This is a genomic window from Alcanivorax sp. VBW004, assembly GCF_009718865.1.
Lineage (GTDB): Bacteria > Pseudomonadota > Gammaproteobacteria > Pseudomonadales > Alcanivoracaceae > Alcanivorax.
In genome coordinates, this window is sequence record NZ_WNHC01000001.1 from 2,250,104 (window position 1) to 2,275,280 (window position 25,177).

At 58.6% G+C, this 25,177-nt stretch carries 23 protein-coding genes; 14 read left to right on the top strand and 9 right to left on the bottom strand.

Going from position 1 to position 25,177, the window contains the following annotated elements; all coding sequences use genetic code 11:
* Window positions 1-155 precede the first annotated feature (155 nt).
* From F1529_RS10290 to F1529_RS10310, 5 genes are all read left to right on the top strand, one after another.
* Window positions 156-1,184, top strand: a complete 1,029-nt coding sequence (locus F1529_RS10290) for an NADP-dependent oxidoreductase (RefSeq protein ID WP_007151132.1) — start codon at window positions 156-158, stop codon at window positions 1,182-1,184.
* A complete protein-coding gene (locus F1529_RS10295; RefSeq protein ID WP_155134437.1) occupies window positions 1,184-2,638 on the top strand; it encodes a DHA2 family efflux MFS transporter permease subunit in 1,455 nt (484 codons plus the stop codon). The genes F1529_RS10290 and F1529_RS10295 overlap by 1 nt, the downstream gene beginning before the upstream one ends.
* Window positions 2,635-3,567, top strand: coding sequence for a ketopantoate reductase family protein (locus F1529_RS10300; RefSeq protein WP_155134440.1), 933 nt, complete (start codon window positions 2,635-2,637; stop codon window positions 3,565-3,567). The genes F1529_RS10295 and F1529_RS10300 overlap by 4 nt, the downstream gene beginning before the upstream one ends.
* 321 nt (window positions 3,568-3,888) lie before the next feature.
* Window positions 3,889-7,239, top strand: coding sequence for an Ig-like domain-containing protein (locus F1529_RS10305; RefSeq protein WP_155134443.1), 3,351 nt, complete (start codon window positions 3,889-3,891; stop codon window positions 7,237-7,239).
* Window positions 7,240-7,253: 14 nt separating this feature from the next.
* A complete protein-coding gene (locus tag F1529_RS10310; RefSeq protein WP_230457763.1) occupies window positions 7,254-8,117 on the top strand; it encodes an OmpW family protein in 864 nt (287 codons plus the stop codon).
* Window positions 8,118-8,188: 71 nt separating this feature from the next.
* Here F1529_RS10310 and F1529_RS10315 read toward each other — a convergent pair whose 3' ends face one another.
* The 4 genes from F1529_RS10315 to F1529_RS10330 all read right to left on the bottom strand — a co-directional run bounded on the left by F1529_RS10315 (window position 8,189) and on the right by F1529_RS10330 (window position 10,869).
* Window positions 8,189-8,428: a YheU family protein gene (locus F1529_RS10315; protein ID WP_155134449.1), complete on the bottom strand. Its 240-nt coding sequence runs from the start codon at window positions 8,426-8,428 to the stop codon at window positions 8,189-8,191.
* Window positions 8,429-8,554: 126 nt separating this feature from the next.
* The gene (locus tag F1529_RS10320) at window positions 8,555-8,947 is read right to left on the bottom strand and encodes an MAPEG family protein (protein ID WP_007148439.1); all 393 of its coding nucleotides are present in this window, start codon (window positions 8,945-8,947) and stop codon (window positions 8,555-8,557) included.
* Window positions 8,938-10,092, bottom strand: coding sequence for an FAD-dependent 5-carboxymethylaminomethyl-2-thiouridine(34) oxidoreductase MnmC (gene mnmC, locus F1529_RS10325; RefSeq protein ID WP_155134452.1), 1,155 nt, complete (start codon window positions 10,090-10,092; stop codon window positions 8,938-8,940). The genes F1529_RS10320 and mnmC overlap by 10 nt, the downstream gene beginning before the upstream one ends.
* Before the next feature lie 111 nt (window positions 10,093-10,203).
* Window positions 10,204-10,869, bottom strand: a complete 666-nt coding sequence (locus F1529_RS10330) for a hypothetical protein (protein WP_230457764.1) — start codon at window positions 10,867-10,869, stop codon at window positions 10,204-10,206.
* Between the two features lie 118 nt (window positions 10,870-10,987).
* Here F1529_RS10330 and F1529_RS10335 point away from each other — a divergent pair, with 118 nt between their 5' ends.
* Window positions 10,988-13,591 (top strand): ATP-binding protein, encoded by a 2,604-nt coding sequence (locus tag F1529_RS10335; RefSeq protein ID WP_155134458.1) that lies wholly within the window; start codon window positions 10,988-10,990, stop codon window positions 13,589-13,591.
* On the opposite strand, the gene F1529_RS10340 is transcribed toward F1529_RS10335, so the two are convergent.
* Window positions 13,581-13,874, bottom strand: coding sequence for a hypothetical protein (locus F1529_RS10340; protein WP_155134461.1), 294 nt, complete (start codon window positions 13,872-13,874; stop codon window positions 13,581-13,583). The genes F1529_RS10335 and F1529_RS10340 overlap by 11 nt on opposite strands.
* A 292-nt stretch (window positions 13,875-14,166) precedes the next feature.
* Between F1529_RS10340 and F1529_RS10345 the strand changes: the two genes are divergently transcribed.
* The 3 genes from F1529_RS10345 (at window position 14,167) to cmoB (ending at window position 16,428) form a co-directional block, all read left to right on the top strand.
* Window positions 14,167-14,613, top strand: coding sequence for a hypothetical protein (locus tag F1529_RS10345; RefSeq protein ID WP_155134464.1), 447 nt, complete (start codon window positions 14,167-14,169; stop codon window positions 14,611-14,613).
* Between the two features lie 115 nt (window positions 14,614-14,728).
* On the top strand, window positions 14,729-15,460 hold the full coding sequence (gene cmoA, locus F1529_RS10350) for a carboxy-S-adenosyl-L-methionine synthase CmoA (protein WP_155134468.1): 732 nt from the start codon (window positions 14,729-14,731) through the stop codon (window positions 15,458-15,460).
* Window positions 15,460-16,428 (top strand): tRNA 5-methoxyuridine(34)/uridine 5-oxyacetic acid(34) synthase CmoB, encoded by a 969-nt coding sequence (cmoB, locus tag F1529_RS10355; RefSeq protein ID WP_155134471.1) that lies wholly within the window; start codon window positions 15,460-15,462, stop codon window positions 16,426-16,428. Before cmoA ends, cmoB begins: the two co-directional genes overlap by 1 nt.
* Here cmoB and F1529_RS10360 read toward each other — a convergent pair.
* Window positions 16,383-17,141, bottom strand: coding sequence for a diguanylate cyclase domain-containing protein (locus F1529_RS10360; RefSeq protein WP_155134474.1), 759 nt, complete (start codon window positions 17,139-17,141; stop codon window positions 16,383-16,385). The two genes, cmoB and F1529_RS10360, sit on opposite strands and share 46 nt — an antisense overlap.
* A 196-nt stretch (window positions 17,142-17,337) precedes the next feature.
* Here F1529_RS10360 and F1529_RS10365 point away from each other — a divergent pair, with 196 nt between their 5' ends.
* Window positions 17,338-17,658, top strand: coding sequence for a hypothetical protein (locus F1529_RS10365; RefSeq protein WP_007150905.1), 321 nt, complete (start codon window positions 17,338-17,340; stop codon window positions 17,656-17,658).
* A 63-nt stretch (window positions 17,659-17,721) separates the two neighbouring features.
* Here the strand turns inward: F1529_RS10365 and F1529_RS10370 are convergent, their stop codons facing one another.
* Window positions 17,722-18,474 (bottom strand): hypothetical protein, encoded by a 753-nt coding sequence (locus F1529_RS10370; protein WP_007149772.1) that lies wholly within the window; start codon window positions 18,472-18,474, stop codon window positions 17,722-17,724.
* Between the two features lie 232 nt (window positions 18,475-18,706).
* Here F1529_RS10370 and F1529_RS10375 point away from each other — a divergent pair, with 232 nt between their 5' ends.
* From F1529_RS10375 to F1529_RS10385, 3 genes are all read left to right on the top strand, one after another.
* Window positions 18,707-19,927 carry a DUF445 domain-containing protein gene (locus F1529_RS10375; RefSeq protein WP_007151354.1) on the top strand — a complete coding sequence of 407 codons (1,221 nt, stop codon included), beginning with the start codon at window positions 18,707-18,709 and terminating at the stop codon, window positions 19,925-19,927.
* Entirely contained in the window at window positions 19,928-20,248 is a 321-nt protein-coding gene (locus tag F1529_RS10380; RefSeq protein ID WP_039927036.1) for a hypothetical protein, read from the top strand.
* A 175-nt stretch (window positions 20,249-20,423) separates the two neighbouring features.
* Window positions 20,424-20,897, top strand: coding sequence for a phasin family protein (locus tag F1529_RS10385; RefSeq protein WP_299127751.1), 474 nt, complete (start codon window positions 20,424-20,426; stop codon window positions 20,895-20,897).
* A 539-nt stretch (window positions 20,898-21,436) separates the two neighbouring features.
* Here the strand turns inward: F1529_RS10385 and F1529_RS10390 are convergent.
* Complete coding sequence (locus tag F1529_RS10390) at window positions 21,437-22,402, bottom strand: NAD(P)H-quinone oxidoreductase (protein ID WP_155134477.1); 966 nt, start codon at window positions 22,400-22,402, stop codon at window positions 21,437-21,439.
* A gap of 45 nt (window positions 22,403-22,447) precedes the next feature.
* On the opposite strand from F1529_RS10390, the gene F1529_RS10395 reads away from it, so the two are divergent.
* Window positions 22,448-23,476, top strand: coding sequence for an MBL fold metallo-hydrolase (locus tag F1529_RS10395; protein ID WP_007150814.1), 1,029 nt, complete (start codon window positions 22,448-22,450; stop codon window positions 23,474-23,476).
* Between the two features lie 177 nt (window positions 23,477-23,653).
* Here F1529_RS10395 and F1529_RS10400 read toward each other — a convergent pair whose 3' ends face one another.
* On the bottom strand, window positions 23,654-25,048 hold the full coding sequence (locus F1529_RS10400) for a hypothetical protein (RefSeq protein ID WP_230457765.1): 1,395 nt from the start codon (window positions 25,046-25,048) through the stop codon (window positions 23,654-23,656).
* Between the last annotated feature and the right edge of the window lie 129 nt (window positions 25,049-25,177).

The following is a 25,177-nucleotide window of genomic DNA, read 5'->3' on the forward strand; positions in this document are numbered from 1 at the left end:
GGCTTCGGCCGCCCTTTTTGGTTGTGGTGGCGGTCGCTAACGACACAGGGGCGGCCTGAAACGACAATCCACGCAATGCGCTATTTGAAGCGGGCCTGCCTTCCCCCAGTGTGTGGACTGACTTTTACTGTTTTGCGTTTTACGGGAGAGAAAGCATGAGTGTGAATCGCCAGATTATTTTATCCGAGTACCCCAAGGGGATGCCCCAGCCTGAACATCTGCCTTTGAAAGAAGGCGCGATGCCTTCGCCAAAAGAGGGCCAGGTCCTGATCAAGACCATCTACCTGTCCCTGGACCCGTACATGCGTGGGCGCATGAGCCCGGCCAAGTCCTATGCGGCCAGCGTGGAGCTGGGTGATGTGATGCAGGGCGGCACCGTCGGCCAGATTGTGGAATCGCGCCTGGAAGGCTATGAAGCCGGTGACTACGTGCTGGGCTTCGGTGGCTGGCAGGAATACTCCGTGCAGGGCAAGGAAATGCTGCGCAAGCTGGACCCGAAACAGGTGCCGATCAGCACGGCGCTGGGCGTGCTGGGTATGCCGGGCTTTACCGCCTATGCGGGGCTGCTGGAAATTGGTCAGCCCAAAGAAGGCGAAACCGTGGTGGTGTCTGCGGCCAGCGGCGCGGTGGGTCAGATTGTTGGGCAGATCGCCAAGATCAAAGGCTGCCGCGTGGTCGGCGTTGCCGGTGCACCGGACAAGTGCCAGCACGTGGTGGACACCTATGGCTTTGATGCCTGTGTGAACTACAAGGACGACGACTTCGAAGCTCAGCTGAAAGCCGCCTGCCCCAATGGCATTGATGTTTACTTCGAGAACGTGGGTGGCAAGGTGTTTGATGCGGTGATGAAGCTGGTGAACGACTTCGCCCGTATTCCCCTGTGTGGTCGCATTGCTCATTACAACGATACCGAAGCGCCCCAGGGGCCGGATCAGTTGCCCGCGTTTCTGACCAAGCTGCTGGTGAAACGGGTATTGATCAAGGGCTTTATCCAGTTCGATTATGCTCACCTGATGAAAGATTTCGTCCGCGACATGAGCACCTGGATGCAGGCCGGCAAAATCCAGTACCAGGAAGATGTGGTTGAAGGGCTGGAAAACACCGTGGATGCCTTCCAGGGGCTGCTGCAAGGGCGTAACCGGGGCAAGCTGCTGGTACGGGTCAGCGAAGATACCTCCCGGTAATGGCAACAGTGGAGGCGCAGGTCCAGGCGCTTTTTGCTCTGCATGGCCCGCGCTACCGCTGGCTTGCAACGATAACGGTGATGCTGGGCACCATGTCCGTGGTGCTGGCGTCCACCATTATCAATGTGGCTATTCCCACCATCATGATCGAGTTCCAGCTGGCGCAGGATCAAGTGCACTGGCTGGCGACCGGTTTCCTGGCAGCAATGACAGTGGGCATGCTGCTCAATGCCTGGTGTACCCAACGATTTGGGGCCCGTGGTGCTTATTTGCTGGCCATGGGCCTGTTCGTGGTGGTGTCCATTATTGGCGCTGCCAGTGAACATTTCCCCTTGCTGGTGGCGGCCCGGGTAGGGCAGGGCCTGCTGGCCGGGCTGATCCAGCCGCTGGCCATGATTACCATCTTCCAGGTGTTCCCTCTCAATCGTCGCGGTCAGGCCATGGGTATCTATGGGCTGGGTGTTGTCCTGGGCCCGGCCATTGCTCCGGCCATTGGCGGGGTGCTGGTGGATACGTTGTCCTGGAGAGCCGTGTTCCTGGTGGTGTTGCCGGCCTGTGTCGTGGGGATGGTCATGGCAGCCCGCTACCTGCCACGGCGTGAAGCCGAGGCGGACCCGGTTGCACTGGACAGGGTGGGGCTGATCTCGCTGGCGCTGGGCATCACAGCCTTGCTGTGGGCACTGGCCAATGGGCATCGCCGCGACTGGATAGACCCACTGCTGTTGCTGGCGTTTTTCGGTGGCCTGGGGCTGTCCGCGTTTTTTGTTTATTGGCAAACCCGTCTGCAGCATCCGTTAATGGATCTGCGGGTGTTTCGCTACCGGGGCTTCACTGGCAGTTTCCTCATGTCCATGGTGATTGGTGCCGGGGTGTTCGCTTCCACCTACATCACTCCATTGTATTTTCAGCAAGTGCTGGGCGAGAGCGCGGCCAGCGCGGGGCTGATGTTGATGCCGGCGGGCCTGGCCATGGCCTTTACCTTTCCGGTAGCGGGCCACCTGACCGACCGTTTCCCGGAAACGCGGATCATGGCAGCGGGGCTGGTGTTGTTTATCTTCAACATGGTGCTGATGGCCGGTGCCAACCTGGGCACGTCAGCGGTGTGGCTGGTGTGGTGGACCTTGCTGGGCCGGGTGGGGTTGGGGCTGATGATGCCGCCATCGTCCACCGGGGCTCTGGGGCTGTTGCCGCCGGCGCTGATCCCCCAGGGCTCGGGCATTTTTAATTTTGGTCGCCAGATTGGTGGCGCACTGGGTGTGAACCTGTGCGCCCTGTGTATTCAGTTTTTCAGTGAATCCTTTGCCCAGACTCGGCCGGATGCGTCGGCGGCGCAATCGTTCGAGGCGGGTTTTGATATGGCATTTCTGCTGTTGCTGGCCATCTTTGTGGCGGCACTGTTGCCGCTGCGCAGCATGCAGCAGGGCATGCGACATTTGGGAGAACAACGAACATGAACAAGACCGGGAATGACAAGCCGGACATTCTGGTAATTGGCGCCGGTGCTATCGGCAGTTTTTATGGCGCGATTCTGAAGCGGGCGGGTTGTACCGTGAGCGTGGTGCTGCGGTCGGATTATGACGCAGTCAAGGCCGACGGCTTTCGCTTTACCAGCCCTCTGGGAGAGCTGTCGTGGACACCGGATCAGGTCTATCAACCCGGCGATACCCCATCGAGGTTTCCGGATTATGTGTTGTTGTGCGTCAAGGTGCTGCCGGGCGTGGACCGGGCTGAACTGGTGCGCCCCTGGCTGGGCGAGCATACCGGGCTGGTGTTGATTGAGAATGGTCTGGATATCGAGCGTGAGCTGGCGGATGCCTTCCCGCGCAATCCTCTGGTGAGCTGTCTGGCGTTTATTGCGGTGAGTCGCACTGGCCCGGGCACCGTTAATCACCAGGCCTATGGGCAGCTGGTCATGGGCAATTTCCCCACGGGCTTTGATCATCATTGCGCGCAGTTGGCGGGCTTGTTCCGCGAGGGGGGCATCGATATCAACGAGACGGATGCGGTGGTGGGTGAACGCTGGCGCAAGTGCGTCTGGAATACTCCGTTCAATCCGTTGAGCGTGCTGGCCAACGGGGCCGATACCTTGACCATGCTCGATGCGCCAGGCGGTGAAGCGTTGATTCGCACCTTGATGGAAGAGGTGATCGCGGTGGCCCAGGCCGATGGCTACCCCATGCCGGACGGCATTATCGAGAAGAACCTGTCAGGAACCCGGGCCATGGGCGCGTATAAAAACTCCATGGCGCTGGATTATCTGAACGACAGGCCCATCGAGCTGGATGCGATTCTTGGCAACGTGGTCGCCATAGCGGACCGCCTGAATGTGCCCGTTCCCCATCTGCGCACTGTGCTGGTAACGCTGCGCATCCGGCAGGCATGACGATCTGCCACTGAAGCGAATCATGTCAATCAGGCCGCAACATGATACTTATCGTCATGTTGCGGTTTTTTTTGTCACCTTTTTGTTAAGCAATAAATTGATCAACGCAAAAGCGCTCAATGAAGATCGGCCGGAGGACGAGCCTGTAAAAGAAGGGGTGAGTGCTTGAGACGGATACACAGGAAATGTCCCCGTATACCGTAAAAGTAGATAAAAGCCTGATTTTTGTAGATTTTTAAATTACAAACGCTAACGCGCAGGCACTGGCGCGCTGTCGCATGCATCCGTGACTATGTAGTCCGAAAACAAGAAAAGGGTGACATGATGCGTATAATAAAACTCCCCGCCATCGCCTGCCTGCTGCTGTTGCCATTGCTGCAAGCCTGTGAAGAAGAACCGGATGTGTTCGTGCCGCCGGACCCTGGCAATGCCCTCATTTACGCTTACCCCTCCAGTGGCATGGTGGACTTGCCTCTGGGAAGCAAGCTGCTGCTGACGTTTTCCAACGGTATTGATGAGGCTGCGGCCAGGGAAGATTGCCAGCCCGACGGTGACAACTTTGTTGGTGCGCTTTGCCTGGCGGACAGCAAAGGGAATCTGGTTGACCTGGCCAGTGCCGAGGTGTCGAACCGGAATCGGACCTTGACGTTTTCCATGGAAAACCTGCGTGCCGGTGAGCAATACCGCCTTTGGGTGTCACCCGAGATTGCCCCGGGAGTGGTAAACCTGGGCCAGGACGGTCCGCTGATCACCTTTCGCACTCGCCAGTACCACCCAGTGCCTGATCAGGTGCCCGAGGTGTTGGCTATCAATCAGGAAAGCCCCGGGGTCTATCTGCCTGAGCCTGAAGGGGCTGAACGTTTTCCGTTCATGGATTTTTCGCCGGTACGCATCACCTTTACCGAGCCGCTGGTGCAAACCACCGTACGCTATGGTGACACGGTACAACTGGTGCATCAGGAATCCGGGGAGCTGGTGGATGCGCACATTCTGAGCGAGCGTCATTACATTACTCTCGACCCGAAAACCGATCTGATCGGCGGTGATACCTACACGCTGACGCTGGAGGGGCTGCAGGATTTTGATGAGGACGTGCTGGAGACGGTGGTTTATGAACTGACGCCCCGGTTATCCAAGGATGATGTGGCCGATCTCAATCCGCCGATCAAGCAGTTGATGAAAGCCCAGCCTGCGCTGGGTGATCCGGGGTACCCGGAAATGTCACGCCTGCACGGGCTGCCGCTCAACCAGTTCAACCTGGTCACCGAGGCCCTGGGCCTTACCCAGGTGGATGCCAAGCCGCTGGTGCTGGAAGGCTGGATGGGGCGCCCGGATGAGCATGTGCAAGCCGTGCCGGTGGTGGCCCGCGCCGGTCAGCAGCTGCGTATTACCGGTATCGATCCAATCCTGCTGGGCGGTGAAGTGCGCACGCCCATGTTCACCGGTGACCTGATCGGCACCTTTGTCACTGACGTCACCGGTTATCTGACCACCAATCCCTATCGGCCCGAGGGCTTTCAGCCCGATGACGATTTTGCGCCGATGTATGTCCACATGAATTTCGATCTCGCCATGCATGCGGTGGAGCCACGAGGCAACGCGTCGGTTAACCAGAACCTGATGCATGTGCAGGCAGTCGGGGTGGTGGACGTAAAGGATGGGGCCCTGACTTTCGAAGTCTTCCGTACTTTGGAGCTGGATATCCTTAGTGGTGCAGCCAAAGTGAGTGCGGACTTTGCGTTGGGGGTGCGTGCGGATTCGGCATTCGAATTTGAACAGCTCAACCGTGATCCGCTGCAGGTTACCGGCTCCTTTCCCGAACATACCCAAACCCAGGTAGAGCCGAGCAACAATATCATCGTGGTATTCAACGAGCCGGTGAGTGACGAGGGCATGGAAGGGGTTCAGCTGTTCCGCCAGGCCAGCAGCGAGCCGGTGCCGATTCAGGTGCGCAGCAGTGGCTCCAATCTGGTGATCACGCCGCTCGATGAATTGGCGGCGGGTGAACGCTATAACCTGGATCTGGGCGATAACCTGAAAGACATGGATATCTTCGATCCTTCTTACCTGGAGTTTGTGCCCGGTGACGCCACCGACGGTAGCGGGCAGATTGTTTTTGATACCGCCAGCTACGCGGCCAACAACGATGCTCCGGTGCTGCCGCCGGTGGTGCTGGGGTTGTACCCGGGTATCGGCTGTGCGCTGGAAGACCGTGGTGTCGAGCGCCAGGATGCCCAGGGTAATACGCTGGAAATGGCGGGGCGCTGCGTGGGCGGCCTGGCCGACGACTCACTTTACTATCCCTTCTTTTACGACGTCAGCCGCCCCATTGAGGTGAGCTTCAATATGCCCATGGAGCTGGCGTCCATGACCTTCGGCACCATTGCGGCTGATGGTGAGTCCTGTGAAGGCGGAGCCATGTGTCTGGCTGAAGCAACGGAGAGCGGTTGGGCATCTATTCCGCTGTCAGCCCGCCGTAACAGCCTGCGTCTGCGTGCGGTACCGCCGCCCAACACCCTGGTGCCGGGCAGGGCATACAGGCTGGTGATCAACGGTGGTGACAATGGGGAGGACGTATTCCGTAGTCATGACCGATTCGACAATCTGGGTATCAATACGGATCCGCTCAATGGCATGGGCACCTGTGGCCCTCTGTCCAACATGCCCTGCGAAGGTGGCCCACCCATTCTGATTGATTTTACCGCGACGCCGGATGTGGGGGCGGCCTATGCCACGGTGCTGACTCGCAAATACACGGACGTAAACGGTAACGGTGTTCAGGATGTTGACGAGCCGGGCGCAGAAAAAAACCATGCCCGGGGCTTTATCAAAAGCACCGGCGGTTTGATCGGCGGCGCCAATCTTGATGAGGGCGACCAGATCTTTACCAATGCGGCGCTGCCCATGGCGTTTCTGCCCAAGGTGCCGCTGGACCTGAGTTACATCGGTCTGGTGGATGAAGGGAATGGTCGCTGGTGTGCCACCGAGGAAGATGCCGATGGAGATATTTATTGCATCCAGACGGTGGGGGACACGGCTATTCCGGTGGAAATTAATGCCCAGCATGTCATGGGGACGTCGCTGGTTGCCAACGCAAACCTGGCCATTCCCGTGTTGGGCGATTTGATACCTCTGCCATTGGAAACGGGAGCGCTGGTGTTGCGTTTCCGGCCCTATGACGACATGCCGCCGCAGCCGTTGCGGGGTTTTGTCATCAACGCCATCGACCCGGACACCGGTGAGGAAATTGACGACCCGGTTTTTATTACCCGTCTGGATGCCTGGCTGGATGCACCGGATGTGCGACTTTTCTCGGCGCTGATCCCCGGCGGGGCAGCCATTCCGAATGTGGCTGACGCCAACGTGAGAAGCCTGCCGGTGTCTGCCTATCTGAACGGACCGGTGAAATTCCTGCGCAATGGCCAGATTACGCTGGAATCGAGTAATGCGTCTGCCATTGCTGCCTCTCTGAATCTGAGTATCGACCTGGGGGCCCTTATCCCGGTATTGGGTGACCTGCTTGATCTGATTATTGGCGGGGTGCTGCCGGAAGAGGGTGTTGGCTCACTGGAGCTGGGCATTGCCAAGGACGACTTCCGCATCCGGGTGGTCAACAATCCGGCCCACGCGCGCTTTACCTCGGCTGGCCAGGAAAACGCGGGAGATCGGTAATCATGAAAATAACAATGACCAATAAAAAACGGGTTTACCTTGCTGCCGTATTAACACTGCTGGGAGGCAACGCCAGCGCCGCTCAGGATCTTTACGGACCGGACTATCCCGGGGTGAAGTTCACGCAAAAACTGTTTGGTGAGGACCGGCTTTATTTTCGTCTCGGGGCTCTCTATATGAGCCCGGATGTGAAGACCAACTCGATCACCTTGAGCAACCTGTCGGAAATTGCGGAAGTGGCGGTGGAATCAGGCGAACAGGAAGGCGATGCCTTTAGTGACCCGCTGATGATTCCGGCGGCAACGATTGGCTATAAACTGCGATGGGGAGCCTGGGGGGGGGGTTGGTCAGTAGAAACGATGGCGGCCATGCCGCCGACTCTTGAGCTAAAAGCCAAGGGGCGCATTGCCGATGTGCCCCTGGTGACCGAAGCCAACGGGATTCCCACCGGTGTTCCAGCCTTGGGGGAAAAAGTGGCGGAAACCAAGGTAGCGCCGCCCATGGTGACGTTGGTGAAACGCTTTCGTAACGAGCGAAATTTCCGCCCTTATGCCGGGTTGGGAGTGGTGTATTTATTCACCTACGACAGCCACGTGACTAACCCCATTCTTACTGAAGTGGGCGAGCCGGAATTGGAAATCGAGAACAAGTTTGGCTGGGTTGGCCAGGTGGGGGTGGATTGGCGGATGACGGACTACTGGTGGTTGGCGGCGGATTTTAAATACATCAGCGTGAAAGATGTTTCGGCCACGGTGGAAAGAACTTTCATCCGGGCGCCGGGTTTGCCGCAGTACCAGTATGCTGAAGTGGGGGATGCGGAGTTCAACGCTGACATGAATGTCTATGCGTTCAGTCTGGGGGTGGGTTTCACCTTCTGAAGCGCGTTGCCAGTTGGGTTACGCCGCGTTGCGGCGTAACCCAACCATTCGTCAAGGAAACGAGGCCGGTGTTACAGGCCGTTTTCTATTTCCGCGAGTTGCTCCTTGCCCAGCACGGAAACACTCTCGGTGGTCTCATCGAAGACCACAAAGACCTGTTCCTTTTTCAACTGTTCGCGTACCTGCTCCACCTTGGTGGCGGTGGAAATTTCCGTGTCGCCGTAGTCGGTGCCGTCTCGCGTCACGAATTCTTCAATCAGGTTGTGAAGGGTATCCGGTGGCAGGTCTTTCCAGGGAACGATGATGGGCATATATCCAGTTCTATAAAAAAGTGAATATTGTCAGGGAAGCATTCGATGACGTGCAAAACCCTGAATTTCTGTTTTCTCTTTCGTCTTTAGCGCCAGGCATCTGGCGTGGAGCGTCACGCTTCCAGCCTATACCAACAGCAACTGGATGCCGGTGCCGACAATGACAATCCAGGATGTGAGGATGCCGAGCTGGCGGGGCAGGTTGGCGCTGCTGCGGGGCACCAGCATGCCATAGGCGTAGGACACGCGCCCGGCCAGCAGCAGGATGCCGTAAACGTGCAGGGCGCTATTGCCGCCGCCATTGATTTCCAGCAATGCCATCAGGATCAGCGCCAGCGGAATGTATTCCACCGTGTTGCCGTGGGCACGGATCGCGCGGTTTACGTCTTTGTGGCCACCGTCACCCAGGGACACCTTTTTTCCCAGACGGTAGCGAACCACGTTAGCGGCCAGGGCGACGACAAGAAAACCGCACAGGGCGGCGTACAGGGCGGTAATGGGCAAGCTGATTAATTGCATGGTTTCCACTCAGGTTGTTTTTTGCGTTTGCGAACAATAAACCGGGATGGGTCCAGGGCGTCAACCAATTGTGAGTCTACGGGCAGTGCTTGCCCGGTTATCAAATCGGCCAGCAGGTCGGCACATAGCGGTGTGCCAGTAATACCCCGGCTGCCGTGGGCCAGGTTCAGGTACAGGCCGGTGGCCGCGCGATGCGGGTTGTCGGTGGCCACGGGCAACGGGCCGCACAGAGGAACAAAGTCGAGGCTCTGGCAACGAAAGGCCACGCGCCGGTCCTGGATGACAATGGTTTCCCCGCCTAGCGCCTGCCAGTGTTCGGGCAGGTAGTGTTTCAGTTGTGCCAGGTTGTCAGCGTCGTCTGCATCGGTGGGGCCGGGTTGGTTGTCGTGCAGATTGAAGGTGGCGCCTACGCAATGCAGATCATCCAGTGCCGGCGTCAGGTAGCCGCCATGGCATTGGGCCTGCTGCCATTGCCGGGAGGCCTCGGTGGCCTGGCAATAACTGACCTGGCCGCGAATGTGTTTAAGCGGTAGCCAGGCCAGGCCCGATAGCTGCTGGCTGGCCCCGGCGGCGCAGACCACCACGGCGTTGGCGTACAGTTGGCTGCCATTGTCCAGCATGACGCTGGCGGGCGTGCCTTCGTGTAGTGAGGTCACGGATTCACGAAGCAGGGTGATGCCCGGGTGATCAAGCAGGTGCTGGCACCAGCGATCCGGGCGCAGGTAGCCGCCGCCCACCAGTTCCACGCCATTGCTGGCCGGCGCCGGGCGCAGCAGGTCGGCAGGCCAGGCGCCGCTGTCCATGGCCGCGGTGAATTTGTCCCGTTGTTTGTCGTTTACAAAGTGCTGGATGACCCCGTTGAGCTGGCCGTCCTGATCGCTGGCGGGAAAGCTGTAATAGTGCAGCCAGCGTAACGCATGACGGTAGCTCACTTGGTAGAAACGGTTCTGTGGTGTCAGGTGCGGGCTGGCGGTGCTATACACCACGCCGGCCAGATTGCCGGACGCGCCGGCGGCAATGCCCCGGGGGTCCACAACGGTCACTCGCCAGTTCCGTTCGGCCAGGGCGCGGGCTGTGGTGGATCCGGCCAGCCCGGCGCCGATGACGATGGCATGCGGGCAGACAGGGGCTGCGGTTTCGGTCATGGCAAAGACGGCCCCTTTAATCGGGTGGAGATCGGGGCAGTGGGCAGGGCAGAGATCATGGAACCTGTGTGGTTGGCGGCTTCGCAGAGCGCCTAGGGTAACACGTTGTGATTACGGGGCCGGCACGCTCTGGGCCGCCTTGAATTCTGCCAGTACACGCTTTGCCTGTTGTAGCAGCCAGACGGTTTTCTGCCGATAACTGGCGTTGCTGATGCGAATGAAGTCGTCGTTGATCAGGGTGACCAGTAATGCCTGGTTCTGAATCGGGCGGTTGGGTTCTATCCAGCGCATTTGTGACTGGGCGCTGGGGTTGCCTTCCAGGTCGACCAGTCGCTCGCTGATGATGCTGAGCGCGTTGGCGCTGTCACTGAGCGCCTTGTCGACCCGGCGCTGGCGCAGCTCGCTGTAGTAACCGGCCACGGCGCGCTCGGGTTTCATGGTATCCCAGCCCGTGGGCAAGCCGGACAGGGTGAGCGAAAGCTGCTCCTTGCCATCCGGATCCCGGTAACGCAGGGTGCGCGCGTGTTCGGAACTGATCTCTCCATCGAATTGCAGGCCGGCCAGGGTCTTGGGCGCCTGATAGAGCCCAAGCTGCGCCTGGCGATCGGGCAGTGCGCGGGCCTGATTTTCCGAACCCGTGGCTTTCAGGCTGGCCTTGTCCAGCTTTTGCACGTTTAGCGGTGTATCCGGGGTTTCCTCCACGGGCTTGCCGGCACAGCCCGCTAGTAGAAGCACCAGTGTGAAGGCAGGCAAGAGATAGCAAGCTTTTACATTCATGGGTCGCAGCATAGGGCAAGGTAAACATCTTGTTGTAAGGATATGCCGTTGTGTTCAGAGATGTGGCAAAGCCTAAGTAATGGCAAACTACGAGCATAACCGTTTTCAGGGCAGGCGGATGGAAAAGCCATCACATAATGTGTCGCCAGACAGATCGCAGTCAGCGCCGGGTTTGCCGGTTGTGGGCCTGCGAACCAGTGCGGCCATGCTGTTGCTGTTTGCGCTAATCACCGTGCCGTTCGCCATCGCATTGGTGCTTCTGATTCAACACCGCCTGGGTATGCTCGATACCTACGATACCATGCGTGAAGACGTGCGCCTGTTCGATGAGGGGCTGGCCGCGTTCCCGCCGCTAAATGACATGCGCGATCTGGCCCCGGCGGCAATTCATACCCAGGAGCCGGAAATTGTCTCCCGTTTTGAGCTCAGCCGCTCCCGTGCCGGTAGCCGTTTGCTGGCCTTCCTGCAGCTTGTCCGCCAACGGGATATTCCGGGGCTGAATGATCAGGGCGGCTTGCTGAGCGAAGCCTGGCGCGACCTGACGGTGAAAACCGGTATTCCCCTGGAGGATGTGGTCGGCCCCTTCGATAACGTCAACCAGATTACCCAGCGGTTGAGCAATGCCTTGTCCACGGTGCTGTTTGTGTCGGATCTGTCCATTGGAGAGGGGCTGGAACCCAATGAGGTGCTGTCCCTGCCGCTGGGCTCATTTCGTCAGGCCCAGGAAGACATTGGCCTGATTCGGGCGCTGGCCCTGTATGTGAGCCTGCGTGGTGGTTATCTGGGGGACAATGATGCCCGGCGTCTGGAGAATGCCTGGCAGCGATTGCAGCATCAGATGAGCATCATCGACAGCGAAATCAAGGCGCTGGTAGCCCGTACCGGTGCCATTGAGTTGCAGCAGCAGTGGCGGTTGGTGCAGGGCGGCTTGCTGTCGTTTCTGGAGTGGTCCGAACGTGAGTTGATTCTGGCACCACGGATTCAGGTGTCCTGGGAAGGTGCCTACGATCGCAGCCGCAATGCCATGAAATCACTGGACGGGCTGTCTGCCACGTTGATTTCACTGGCGGACCAGTTGCTCAGCAATGCTCGCCAGGAGAAGGCCAGGGCCACGGTCTGGATGATGCTGGGGATCGTGTTGTTGTATGTGCTGGTGCTGGGGCTGGCGTTGTGGGTTTACCGGGCCAATTCCCGGGCGATCAATGCCCGTGCCGAGAGCCAGGCGAAGGGTCTGTTCCTGGCCCGCATGAGCCACGAAATCCGGACGCCACTGAACGGTGTGATCGGTCTGGCGGAATTGTTGCGCGAGACCGACCCGTCGCCACGGCAGCAGGAATATATCAGCCTGATTGATAGCGCCGGCCGAACCCTGACGGCGCTGATCAACGACGTGCTGGATTTTGCCAAAATTGAAGCCGGCAAACTGGAGTTGGTCGAAGAGCGCTTTGATCTGCCGACGCTGCTGGCGGAATGTGTGCAGATGTTCAATTTGCCGGCCAGTGATAATGGTACCCTGGTGATTCTGGATGTGGATCCGCACACCCCGTCGGATGTGGTGGGGGATGCGATCCGGCTGCGCCAGATCCTCATCAACCTGATCGGTAATGCAGTGAAATTCACCCGCAATGGGCGGGTTGTACTGTCGCTGGTGTGCCGCCGTCACGGCGGTGAAGCGCCGCTGTTCACCTTTGCGGTGACCGATACCGGCATTGGCTTGACCCAGGACGAGCAAACGCAACTTTTCCAGCGTTTTACCCAGGCATCTGCCAATACCGCCCGCCGTTATGGTGGTACCGGGCTGGGGCTGTCCATCAGTCGGGAACTGGTGGGGCTGATGGGCGGTGAGATTCATGTGCACAGTGCCCCGGGGCTGGGTTCCCGGTTCAGTTTCAGTATCCAGATGGCCAGCGAGCAGGATGAAATTCCGATGATGGCCGAGCTGCCGCCAGCCAGTTGGCTTTGGGATGCGCAGGGAAGCCTGGAGGATTGGCTGGTCGATGACCCACGTTTTGAAACCGTGAAAGTGGTGGAAAACACCGGGCAACTGGCGGAAGCGAACGGGGAAATCCGCAGTGGCGTTTTGCTGATCAATGGCCTGCCGGAACAGGCGCTGCTCGACGAAGCGTTGCAGATGGTGCGTCTGAACCCCGCCCGTATCCAGGTCTTGGTGTTGATTGGCATGCGTTGCGACACGCCGGACTGGTTACCCAGGGAGGTGCGTGTGCTGCGCCGCTCGGTGGTCACGGTCAATGATCTTCAGCAGTTACTGGGAAGCTATGTGCCGGGGGCAATCCCGATTGTCACCGAGCCGGTGGCAGTGGAATCCATTTCCAGCCTGCGTGTTTTGATTGTGGAAGATAACCCGGTCAATCAGATGGTCACCAAAGGCTATCTGGAGCGGCTGGGCATTGCGCACATCATCGTCGCGGAAGATGGCCAGCAGGGAGTCGACTGTTTTGACGCTGAGGATGGGGAGCTGGACCTGGTGTTGATGGATCTGGACATGCCGGTGATGGACGGGTTTACCAGTGCCCATCATATCCGCGAATTGGAGGCGCAGCAGGGCTGGGCACCCTGTCAGGTATTGGCGCTCAGTGCCCATGCCATTAGCGAGCAGGGAGGCCGGGTTTCCAGGGCGGGGATGAACGGGCAGTTGATCAAGCCCCTGTCTCTGGCGGCCATGAAGCAGGCGCTTTCCCAGTATCTGGGCGTTACGGCATAAGGTAGACCAAGGTGTCCTGCATGGCCGGCGGTAGCAGCGGCGCAGACCACACCAGCACCATCAGGCTTGCCAGAATTGCGCCTTCAATACGCCAGGCCCGATGACGGCGTATGGCGTGAAACAGGCAGGCGACGACTGCCAACCCAAGGCCACTGAAAAAACTGGCCATGCTGACCAGCTGCCATTGAACATCATTGAATGTCAGGCCGATGCCGCAGGCGGTGAGTGCTGCAGCGCAAACGGTGAGGAATGAAAATGACGAGTGATGGTGAGTGGCTGGCATGTTCAACATCCGAAAGGTAATCCCCGTGGTAACGGATGGTGCAAGCAAGCACCGTGCCGAAACCTGTCCTTTGTTCATCTGAAGGCTAAGCATTATTTATGAAACCTGTGTGAATGCCCTCGGCGTATCGGGTTAATATTTGTCTTTTTTCTACCCCATTTATGATTAAAAATGGTTAACATGTGTACGCATTAGTTCGTATAATGCCCGCCGCAATACCGGCAATCGTGATTTATTGATTTCTTGCTGTGCAAGCCAATGGGGGCTGGCAACAGAGAGAAATGGGGGAAATATGCGTATTTTTGCAATTATTCTGACTCTTTCCGCTGTGTTGCCCGCCCAGGCCCAGTTGAATCCGGGGATGGAGGGCCGGCTGTGCCAGGCGGCGTCCCAGGACAGTGCTTTTGGCGCGCTGGTGGATCAGTTGATTGAAACCGGAGAAGTGCAAATGACGGCCGGTGAGTCCCTGCTTTCCATCGATTGTCAGGATGGGCAGACCGTACTCACCCATATGGTCAAAGGTCGTCACGCGGAAAATCTGGAATATGCGGTGATTGATATGGGTCTGAGCCTGTCAGCGTCCCAGGTGAGTCTGAACGGCCAGACGGTGAGTCTGGGGGATGCCCTGGCGCGCCTTGGTGCTGACAGCGATGCCGCCACCCGGGACTTTGTAGATAGCTACCTGGATGATCTGGCCGACGAGGACTTTAATCCCAACTTGCGGGTCAGCCTGAAGTAAGCCCCCTTTCTGTCGGTTCGCGTTTCTCGTTTTTTCAGACGGCTGCATCCGCAGCCGTTTCTCCCCGGCTCCACACACCGCTATAATCGGCCCGCAGACGAATACCGGGGCCTCTATGTCAGACCAGCATGATCGCATTTACGCCACGTCCCACCAGCAGGTGGCGCGTTTTTCCTTCGACGATACGGTAGTGCGGGTTTTCCCCGACATGATTCGTCGTTCGGTGCCCGGTTACCCCACCATTATCGATATGATCGGGGTGCTGGCGGCCCGTTATGCCCAGCCCGATACCTGCCTGTACGACCTGGGCTGTTCCCTGGGGGCGGCGGCCACGGCCATGGCGTCGCTGACGGAAGAAAGTGGGAACCCGATTGTGGCGGTGGATAATTCCCGCGCCATGATTGAGCAGGCTGCCACTTTGCTGGCAGACGCCGGTCAGGCCCACCGGGTGACACTGGAAGAAGGCGATGTGGCCGAGATGGCATTCGCGCCTTGTTCCATGGCGGTGCTTAATTTCACGTTGCAGTTCATTGCCCCGCAAAAACGTGACGCCCTGATTCAGCGCCTGGCGGAGGCCACGGTGCCCGGCGGCATTCTGGTGTTGTCGGAAAAAATCCGCTTTGCCAATGAGGCCGAAAATGCCTTGCAGACCGAACTGCACCATGCCTTCAAACGCAATAACGGTTATTCCGAGCTGGAAATCAGCCAGAAGCGTACCGCGCTGGAAAATGTGTTGATCCCGGAGACCCTGGCCGATCATGAGGCGCGCTTGAAAAAGGCGGGCTACCGGCATATTCATGTCTGGTTCCGTTGTTTTAATTTCATCTCTCTACTGGCCGTACGCTGATGCTTACCGATTACCTTCAGGCCTGTGAACGCGGGCTTGAGCCCCTGTTTGCTCCGCAACCCTTGTCCGCCGTGATGACGCTGTCCCGGGAGCGTCTGGTCGACCGTCCCCACGGGGATTTGCCCCGTTGGCTGGCGGCACTGGAGGCGTTGCCGGTGGGGCCGGCGGCGTGTGCGCTGGACCAGGACACGCTGACCATTGGCGGGGTCGGTGAGCATGACACGGAGGCGGTGAAACAGGCGCTGCAGGGCTTAATCCCCTGGCGCAAGGGCCCGTTTGAATTCTTCGGCGTGCCGGTGGAGACGGAGTGGCGCTCGGACTGGAAATGGCAACGGGTGGCGCCACATCTGTCGCCTTTGGCGGGGCGACGTATTCTTGATGTGGGTTGTGGTAGTGGCTACCACTGCTGGCGCATGGCGGCGGCCGGTGCCAGTGCGGTCGTGGGGATCGATCCGACCATTCTGTTTCTGGTGCAGTACCTGGCGGTGCGGCGTTTTGCCCCTGAGTTACCGGTGTGGTTCCTGCCCCTGCGCATGGAAGAGCTGCCCGCGGAAGGGGGCCAGTTTGATACGGTATTTTCCATGGGCGTGTTGTACCACCGGCGTTCACCGCTGGATCACTTGCTGGAATTAAAAGGCGCGCTATGCGCCGGCGGCGAGCTGGTGCTGGAAACCCTGGTTGTGGAGGGTGACGAGCGCACCGTGTTGATGCCGGAAGATCGCTACGCGGTCATGCGCAATGTCTTTTTCCTGCCTTCGGTGGCCATGCTCACCCGCTGGCTGGAACGGTGTGGTTTTGTGGATGTGCGGTGTGTGGATGAAAGCAACACCACGGTGCAAGAGCAGCGATCCACGGACTGGATGCGTTTCCAGTCGCTCCCGGATTTTCTGGATCCGGACGACCACCGCCTTACCCGTGAAGGTTATCCGGCCCCTCGTCGTGCGGTGTTGGTTGCCCGAAAGCCGTAAGGTTTGGCCGTCGATGTCGTGCGCGTGGAGGCGTCGAGCAGGTGATCCACCAACTCCAGGCGCGCGCTTTCATCCAGTGCGTTGATGAAGGGGGTCAGGGTGTCGAGCAAGCCATCTTTGCGGGCCTGCGCCAGTAACGCATCGCTAAGCGCCTGGGGCTGGTTTGCTTCATTTTGTTGTGTGTCTTCCTGAGCCTGGGCCTGCTGGTTTTGTTGCCTCTGCGCCTGGGGGGAGAGGATGCGCTGGCCGCGCTCCGCGGGTTGGCGCAACAGCTTCAGGGTGTCGTTGACCAGTCGCCCGGTGCCTTCGTTGTCAGCGCCGCTGTGCACATGAACGGCAATGCGCACGTTCAGCGTGACGCGAAATTCATCAATCCTGAATTCGTGCTGGTTTAGCCAGTCCAGTAGTCGCCCGGCGGCGATGTCCGCGCCGTCTGCATGGGTGCCGGGCAGGGCCAGAAACACCACCTGATTGCTGCGCGTGGTAATCAGGATATCTTCACAGCGTTTGCGGTTATTCAGCTGTTGGCAGAATTGTGCGAACAGTGGGGCAATGTAATGCTCGCCAATTTCAGCCTGCAGGGTTTTCAGTTCCTGCAGGTCGATGGCAAGGAGTGCGAAGGGTTGTTTGTGTCGCCGGCAAAACGATAACGCCTGTTGCAAAACATGTTGGCTATGGCTTTCTGCACGTTGCGGGCTTGTCACGGCAGTCATTGGCACCTCGGGACCAGAGATTATGATGGCATCCTGCTCATGTTGTAGGCTTCCATTCCCGCTGACATAACTCTAGCGGGTTCACGGCTGTCCGGCATCGGGTGCATACTCTATTTAACAACAATGTCGGTCACTGTTACGCAAGCAGTTGCCAGCAAGCGTGGCCCGGAACGGGTTTCACTCAGAGGGATCAATCATGTCGGTTACCTGGATTGTCGCGTCGGCGCTGCTTAGCTCCCTGTTCACCCTGCTGGCTGTCGGGGTGTGGGCACATTTCTATTTTCAGCCCCGTTTGCGTGACAGCCTGCAACGGGAGCTGGATGAACAGGTGGAGAAGGCCGCACAAGTGCTTTCGGACCGGGTAGAGGAAGGGGTTCGCCGGGGCTTGGTGGAAGGGGTGCGTAATTTGCCCTCCAAGGAATTACTGGAAGGCGCCAGCCGCAACCTGGCGCGCACCAGTGCCGAGATGGTGGGGGAGCGTCTTGGACAAATCTTCGGGCGCAAAGACAAGCCGTGACTTTGGCCCGGTTTGCCGGTTCCGGGTTATAGCGTCAGGCGTGGTGTCTCCAGCATCGGGCTTTTATTGAAGCCGTTTTGGCAATAAACGAATCACCAGGCAGGCGATGCCCAGGCTGAGCATGGCCAGGGACAGGAAGTCCTGTTGTAGCGCATGCCAGGTGGTTTCCCAGAGATCGGATGCCTTCATCAGCGATAGCAGAATCAGCAGCATGCCTGTGAGGGTAAAGAACTGGTCCAGTTTACGCGCTCGCTGAAATTCGCCGCGCAGTTGCCGCAGCTCATCAAGGATGTCTTCCTGCAATAATTGTTGTTGCGCCATCTGCTCAGCCAGCTGGCCCACTTGCCGGGGCAGGGTGGCCAGCTGTTCCAGCCAGACCGGATCTTCCCGGCGCAGCAGTGCCAGCAGCTCCTTGAGCCGTACGTGGTCGTCCAGCCAGTTACGGATCAATGGCCAGAGGCTGAACTGATTGATCAGCTCGGCCAGTTGGGCCACATGGGCGTCGCTACCGGTGATGCGTAATGATTCGTGGTCTTCCAGTGGTTCGCTGGCAAACAACCAGTGGACCATGCCGCCCAGCGGGCCGCGAACCCGGATGTCCACATTGCCTTCGTAGTCGGTCAGCAGCTCGACACCGTCTTCATAAATCAGCACGTACAGGACCGAACGCGGGCGTTCGGCACGGATGCGCACCACGGTTCCATGGAGGGCGGCGAGGCGTTCTCGTCCTTGTTGTGTCCCTGTCAGGGCCTGGTTAAGGGCACTTTCCAGGCCCCCGAGCACGATAAGCTGGGGGAAACTACCGGTTTCAGGCATGGTGGCAGCGCGGTCCTGTCTTTATGTTGGGCCGAAGTGATGTTTTCGGTCCCGTTTTGTTGCCAAAAATTACGCGATGTCGCTTATATTTGGCATGACGGCTCCCTATACTATGCATTTTCATAATTAAACAACATTGGCTTTTTTGACTTGGATAGGTGTACTCGGGACCTGTTCGCCTTGGCACTGTCACGTTACAGTGCACCAGCCCTTGGAGGGGAGTTGTTTTTAAATGCTGGAATCTTTGCTTGCGTACCCGGATTTCTGGAAGTACGTCAGTATTCCGTTCATCGCTGGTGCCGTCGGTTGGACAACCAACTGGATGGCCGTGCAGATGACATTCTATCCCCTGGAATTTCTGGGCATCCGCCCTTTTTTCGGCTGGCAGGGCATCATCCCCTCCAAGGTCGAAAAGATGGCGGGTATCGTGGTAGACAAGGCGCTCTCGAAGCTGGGCAGCCTGGACGAGTTCTTCCGCGAAATGGAACCGGAAAAAATCTCTGCCCACCTCACCCGCACCATTCAGGTTCGTATCGAAGAATACACCGACGAAGTCATGACCGAGCGCAATGCGGTGCTGTGGGAAAACCTGCCGCTGTTGGTGCGCAAGCGGGTCTATAGCCGTGCCCGCCGGGCCATTCCGGCCGTCATGGACAACGTGGTTGACGATATCAGCCGTAATCTGGACAGCCTGGTGGACATGAAGCACATGGTTGTCACCCAGATGAGCGAAGACAAGCAGCTCATGGTCCAGATGTTTCGCGAAGTGGGCGACCCCGAATTCCGCTTTGTGACCAACTCCGGTTTGTATTTTGGTTTCCTGTTCGGCTTGATCCAGGTTCCTGTCTTTATCTTTATGCCGGAAAACTGGGTGTTGCCGCTGTTCGGTTTTATTGTCGGGATTGCCACCAACTGGCTGGCACTGAACCTGATTTTCCGTCCACTCAACCCCATCAAGGTTGGGCCATTCCGGATTCAGGGACTATTCCTGAAACGTCAGAAGGATGTGGCGGAATCCTTTGCCCGTCTGTCCACGGACCAGGTTATTACCCTGCGCAATATTATGTACCAGGTGGTGAACGGGCCGCGAGGTGACCGTACCAAAGCGCTGATCAAACGCCATTTGAAACCGCTGCTGAACGGTGGCGTGGTGCGTACTGCCGCCCAGCTCACCGTGGGGCCGGAAGGCTACGCTGACCTGAAAAAGGCGGTGGAAGAAAAGGCGGTGGATCTGGCGGTGGAGCCTTTTGAGGACCAGGGCTTCAACAAGGAGCGCGGACAAATTGTGGAACGGCTCATGTCCGAGCGCATGCAGGCACTGAGCTCCGATGAATTTCAGGATTTGTTGCGCCCGGCCTTTCAGGAAGACGAATGGATCCTGATTGTGGTGGGTGGTTTCCTGGGGGCCATGGCCGGTGTTTTCCAGCTAGTGTTTATGTTTGGAGTCAGTTGAATGCAGGTGCTGCAGATAGACATGGCCACCCTTGGGTGGTTGTTGTTTGCAGCGGCGGCGGGCTCTTCGCTGCTCACCCTGATTTTGCTGGGTATTATCGGGCATTTCTGGTTGGCTCCCCGGGTTGAGCGCAAGATAGACCGGCGCCTTGAAGAGGGTGCAGCACAACTTGAAGAACGGTTGCGGCAGCGTTTTCTGGATCTGCTGACCGGCCGCTCGCGGGACGTTATCCGTGACAGGGCCCGGGATCTGGCCCGTGGTGTCGGCTTGATCAGTGGCCGTCGGCAAGGCGCCAGCGACAAGGATGATACCGGCGAATAAAGCCTGAATAGTGCAGGCTGTCTGGATTTTGAGCACTTGGCATAACAGGAAGGGATCTCCTGACCAACACTGTTTTATTGTTCGACAATGCGCCGCTACCCGGCGTCACTACCCCCCTATAATTCACTCCGCGCGCTGATAATGCTTGTGTGTTGTTTTCCCGCTGCATTCGCTCGTGGAATTGCCTTCGGGAGTTTGGACCATGTCCGACCAAGAACAGAACCAGAACGAAAAAGACGGGCGTCAAAACCCGCTGAAAGCCCTGAGTGGGGCTTCACGAGATATTCGCAAGTACACCCATCAGATCTGGCTTGCCGGTCTGGGCGCCTTTGCTCGCGCCGAAGAAGAGGGCAGCGGCTTTTTTGATGCTCTGGTGGAAGCGGGCCGCGAAGTGGAGCGGCACACCAAGGACAAAACCGAGTCCCGGGTGGAAGAGATTAAAGAACGGGTTCGCCACCATACCGGCGAGACCATGGATAAAATGGAAAAAGCCTTTGATGACCGCTTTAACAAGGCTTTATCCCGTTTAGGCCTGCCTAACAAGCGGGAGGTCGAACAGCTTGAAAAACGGGTGCAGGAATTGACTCAGGCGCTGGATCACGCCGAGGAAAAACCTGCCCCGAAACGCCAGACTCGTAAAAAGAGTTAACGGCATTCAAACCGTGTTGTAGCGCACACCGCTAACCCCTTAGTGGTGTCTTTCAGCGGGTACCCTCCTTGGGTACCCGCTTTTTTTTGGTTCATCGCGGCATTGAGTGATCAGCCGACTTCAAAGCTTGTCTCATTATCCCGCCCTGGCAACCGCTGGACGCCGGATGCCCGACGACGGACGCTTGAATTCAAAACCTGAAAACCTTGGCCGCCATGCTTTCTGCCCAGAATGCATTACCCGATTAAGGAGATGCCACAAGAACGACAACCTCTCAGGCTATGGGGTTTTACGTCAGGCATTCGGCCTCGAGCGTTTGGCAAAGTGCCGTTTATTCGCTATAAACCCATCAGACGGCGAAAAGCGAGTTATTCACCCTAATCCGTGAAGAACCTTTTTTTGGTCTCAGGGCGGGGGCGGGCGCTTGCCGGATTCAGTCGGGCTGATCGTTTTGGTCATTGAGGCGCCGGAAGGTAATGTGAAATAGTATTCCGAATACTGTTTCCCTATGGGCTGCCATGCACCGTCCAGCGCTTCCGTTATTCGACCACGATCACGCGCTTGCCACTGAAGTCGTTGCTGGCCATGTGTTGGTGGGCAGCGTTTGCGTCTTCAAAGGGAAAGGTTTCCAGCGGCAGGGGCAGCAGGGCGCCGCTGGCAAACAGTGGCGCCAGCCGGTCATTGAAAATCTGCGCCAGGCGAATGCGGTTTTCCAGCGGCTGACTGCGCATGGTCATGCTTTTCAGGGTCTGGCGTTTCATCAGCAGAGCACCAAGATTCAGCTCGGTGCTCAAGCCGCCAAGAACGCCGATATTCACCAGGCTGCCTTCTGCACGGAGGCCGCCGAGCAGGTCATTCCAGTCCGGGCCGACCATATCCAGAATCACCGCCACCCCGTCGCCGTGGGTAATGGCGTTGAGTTGGGTGGCGAGGGTACCGTCGTCACTCACCTGGGCGGCGAGGCCCATGTCGTTGGCGGTGTCGAGCTTGCTCAAGTCCCGGCTGCTGCCGATGGGCCGGGCGCCAAGGGTGTTGGCCAGCTGGGTAGCGGCAAGGCCTACCCCGGCGGTGGCCGGGCGCACCAGACACCACTGTCCCGGTTGCAGGCCGCCTTCCAGAAACAATGCCCGGTAGGCGGTCAGAAACGCTTCCGGCAGCGTGGCGGCGCGGGCAAAGTCCATGCCTTCCGGCATGGTCAGGGCTTCGCGTTCATGGGTGATGATCTGCTCGGCATAGGCGCAGCCGGGCACCAGCCCCATCACCGCATCGCCCACTTTCCGTTGCTGCACTCGCTCGCCCACGGCACTGACAACACCGGCATATTCGAGCCCGGGGATGCGGCTGCTGGTGCCCGGTGGCGCCGGGTAGCGGCCCAGCACCTGCAGCAGGTCTGCCCGGTTAACCCCAATGGCTTTGACTTCAACGCGGATTTCTTCCGGCCCGGGTTGCGGGTCGGGCAGGGTGTCCAGTTGCAGTTGCTGATCTTCAATACACCAGGCGCGCATGGTTGTGCTCCTATTCGCCGTATTTAGCAGTAGAAGGAAAACGTTATGACGACGTCCCCATTAATCTATCCGTTTACTGATCTGCCACCGGCAGGTCAGCGTTTCAAGGTGGCCGAAGGCGTTTTCTGGCTGCGTTTCCCGCTGCCGTTTGCGCTCGACCATATCAACCTCTGGTTGTTGGAAGATAACCAGGGTTGGGTGATTGTGGATACCGGCCTTGGTGTTCGGCGCAGCCGGGAAATCTGGCAGCAGCTGCTGACAGAGCAGCTCGACGGAAAACCGGTCACCCGGGTGATCGTTACCCACTATCACCCGGATCATCTGGGTATGGCGGGCTGGCTGCAGCAGCAGTGCGAGGCGCCGGTGATCATGAGCCGCGGCGAGTGGCAGCTGGCCACCAGTATTTGTGATGCCACCGATGCCCAGACCATTGAGCGCTTCAAGGGCTTTCTGGGCAGCCATGGGTTGCAAGGTGAAGACCTGGCCAAGGTGGCGGGCAAGGGGAACGGTTTTCGCCGGGTGGTGATGCCCTTGCCTGAGAGCCCGGAGTTGGTGGCCGAGGGTGACACGCTGACCATCAATGGGGAGCGTTGGCAGGTGTATATCGGCCGCGGCCATGCACCGGAGCATCTGTGTCTGTATCGCAGCAGTGACCGGGTATTGCTCAGCGGGGATCAGGTGCTGCCGACCATTTCCAGTAATTTGATGGTGCGCCCCACGGAGCCGGACGCCAATCCGGTAACCGCCTTTGTAGATAGCCTGACAGTAATCCGCGATGCATTGCCGGAAGACACGCTGGTGTTGCCCGCCCACGGTTTGCCTTTCCGGGGGCTGCATACGCGGATCAATGCGTTGGCGGATCACCATGCCGAGCAGCTGGATCAGGTGCATGCTGCCTGCCGTGAGCAGCCTCATAATGCCCACGATGTGTTGCCGGTGATGTTCAAGCGGACCCTGGATGTGCAGCAAATGATGTTTGCCATGGGCGAGAGTATTGCGCATCTCAATTGCCTACTGGAGCAGGGCAGGGTGCAGCGCGAAGACCGCGATGGGATCTGGCTCTTCGCGGCTTGATCTGAGGGTGAGTTGAAAGTTCAAAGTGTAAAGTTAAAAAGCGCGAAAACTGGCAAAGCCATCCGATAAGTGCTTTCCCTCGCGTTTCCACAAAGTGGGCAACGCGGGCACGGCTTAACTGTTCACGACAGGCTCGCGCGCGCTTTTTAACTTTACACTTTGAACTTTCAACTGCTCTCACAACCATTGCGTCATCACCCCAATCCACAACGCCAGCATTGGCACCACCAGCACAAAGAACAACCCATTCCAGTGCCAGGCGATCCGGTAGGGGGAACGGCGAATCAGTTGGCTGAGCACCAGCATGGAGGCGGTGAACGGGGACGAGATCATCGACAGGCTCCAGGCGCACATCAACCCGACCGCCAGAATTCTCGGGTCCACCCCGACGCCGTCACCCAGCAGGGAGGCGAGCAGGGTGACAGAGACAATCGGGTTCAGGCCCACTTGCGCCAGCCCGACCACCAGTAACATGGCTGCCACGGCCATGGCGGCGCCTTGCAGATGGGTGGCCAGTAGCAGCTCGTGCAGGGCATGTTGATCCACCAGGGGGGTAATCAATGCGCCCAGGCAGGCGGAGCCGCCCAGCACGGCAATTTCTCCCCGATTGGAACCGAAGATCAAGCGCGAATGACGGGCGAGCAAGGTGAGCGATCGGCGCAGCCCGGTGCCGCCCCCCAGTCGCCGCCTCTGCTTTGCCATCCACAGGATGGCTGCAAGCGGGCAGGCAATCAGGACGGCGACGGGCAAACGCAGATTTCCTGCCAGGGCGACGGCAAATACGCTCAGGGTGATCAGCAGGGCCAGCAAGGTGAAGCGAATCAGTGGCGATAGCGAGGGCGGTTGTGTTGCAGGGACCCGTTGCGCCAGTTGTTTGGGTCTGAGCTGCCAGTCCAGCCACCAGCCGAGCAGAAAAAAGAGCCCGGCGGTGGGCAGCGCCACCGGGGCCAGGCTGGCCCAGGTGAGACTGGGCATATTGGCCAGAATGACTGCCATGGTCACCCCCAGAGGCGATACCAGAGGGGCCAGGGCAAAGCCGCGCAAAATGGACAGCATCATCCGCCGTTCGCGGGCTTGCTGGATATCATCGTGGCCACCAGCGGCCTTGAGTGTATTGCTGCGCATCACCATGGCCCCGAACAGGTTCAGCACTCCGATGTTAATAATGATGCCGAACAGCGCCGTCCCCAGGGACAGTGTGGGGTAGCGTAGGGCGGGCTTCTGGCGGATCAGGGTCTGCCCGGCATCGCGAACCAGCCGCGAGCGCATGGCAGAGACGCGCAGCAGGCCCAGTGATGAAACGAAAGTGGCGAAAAAACAGAGGCGGTCCAGGGCCTGCAGCAAAACCGGAACAGGCAGGGCTTCACGCCAGATAACAACGCCGGCCATGGCGATAACCACCAGCAGAATTCCCTTGGCCATCCGCGCTTGCCGGGGCCATTGCACCAGCAGGTAAAGCAGCAGTGTGACCCGCGCCAGCCAGGCCCCGGCGTCCAGATCGAACACCAGAGACAGTATTGTGCCGATCATGCACAGGGGGAGGGTGTAATCGAGGGGGCGGGTCAGGGGCATGGATGAGCTGCAAGTTGAAAGTTTAAAGGCGCGTTCAGGGGCAAAGCTAATTGATGAAATCAGTGCCCGCGATTAAATGTCGTATTCGCGATGCAAGCATCGCTTCCCACAGGGATCAAAATGGCGGCT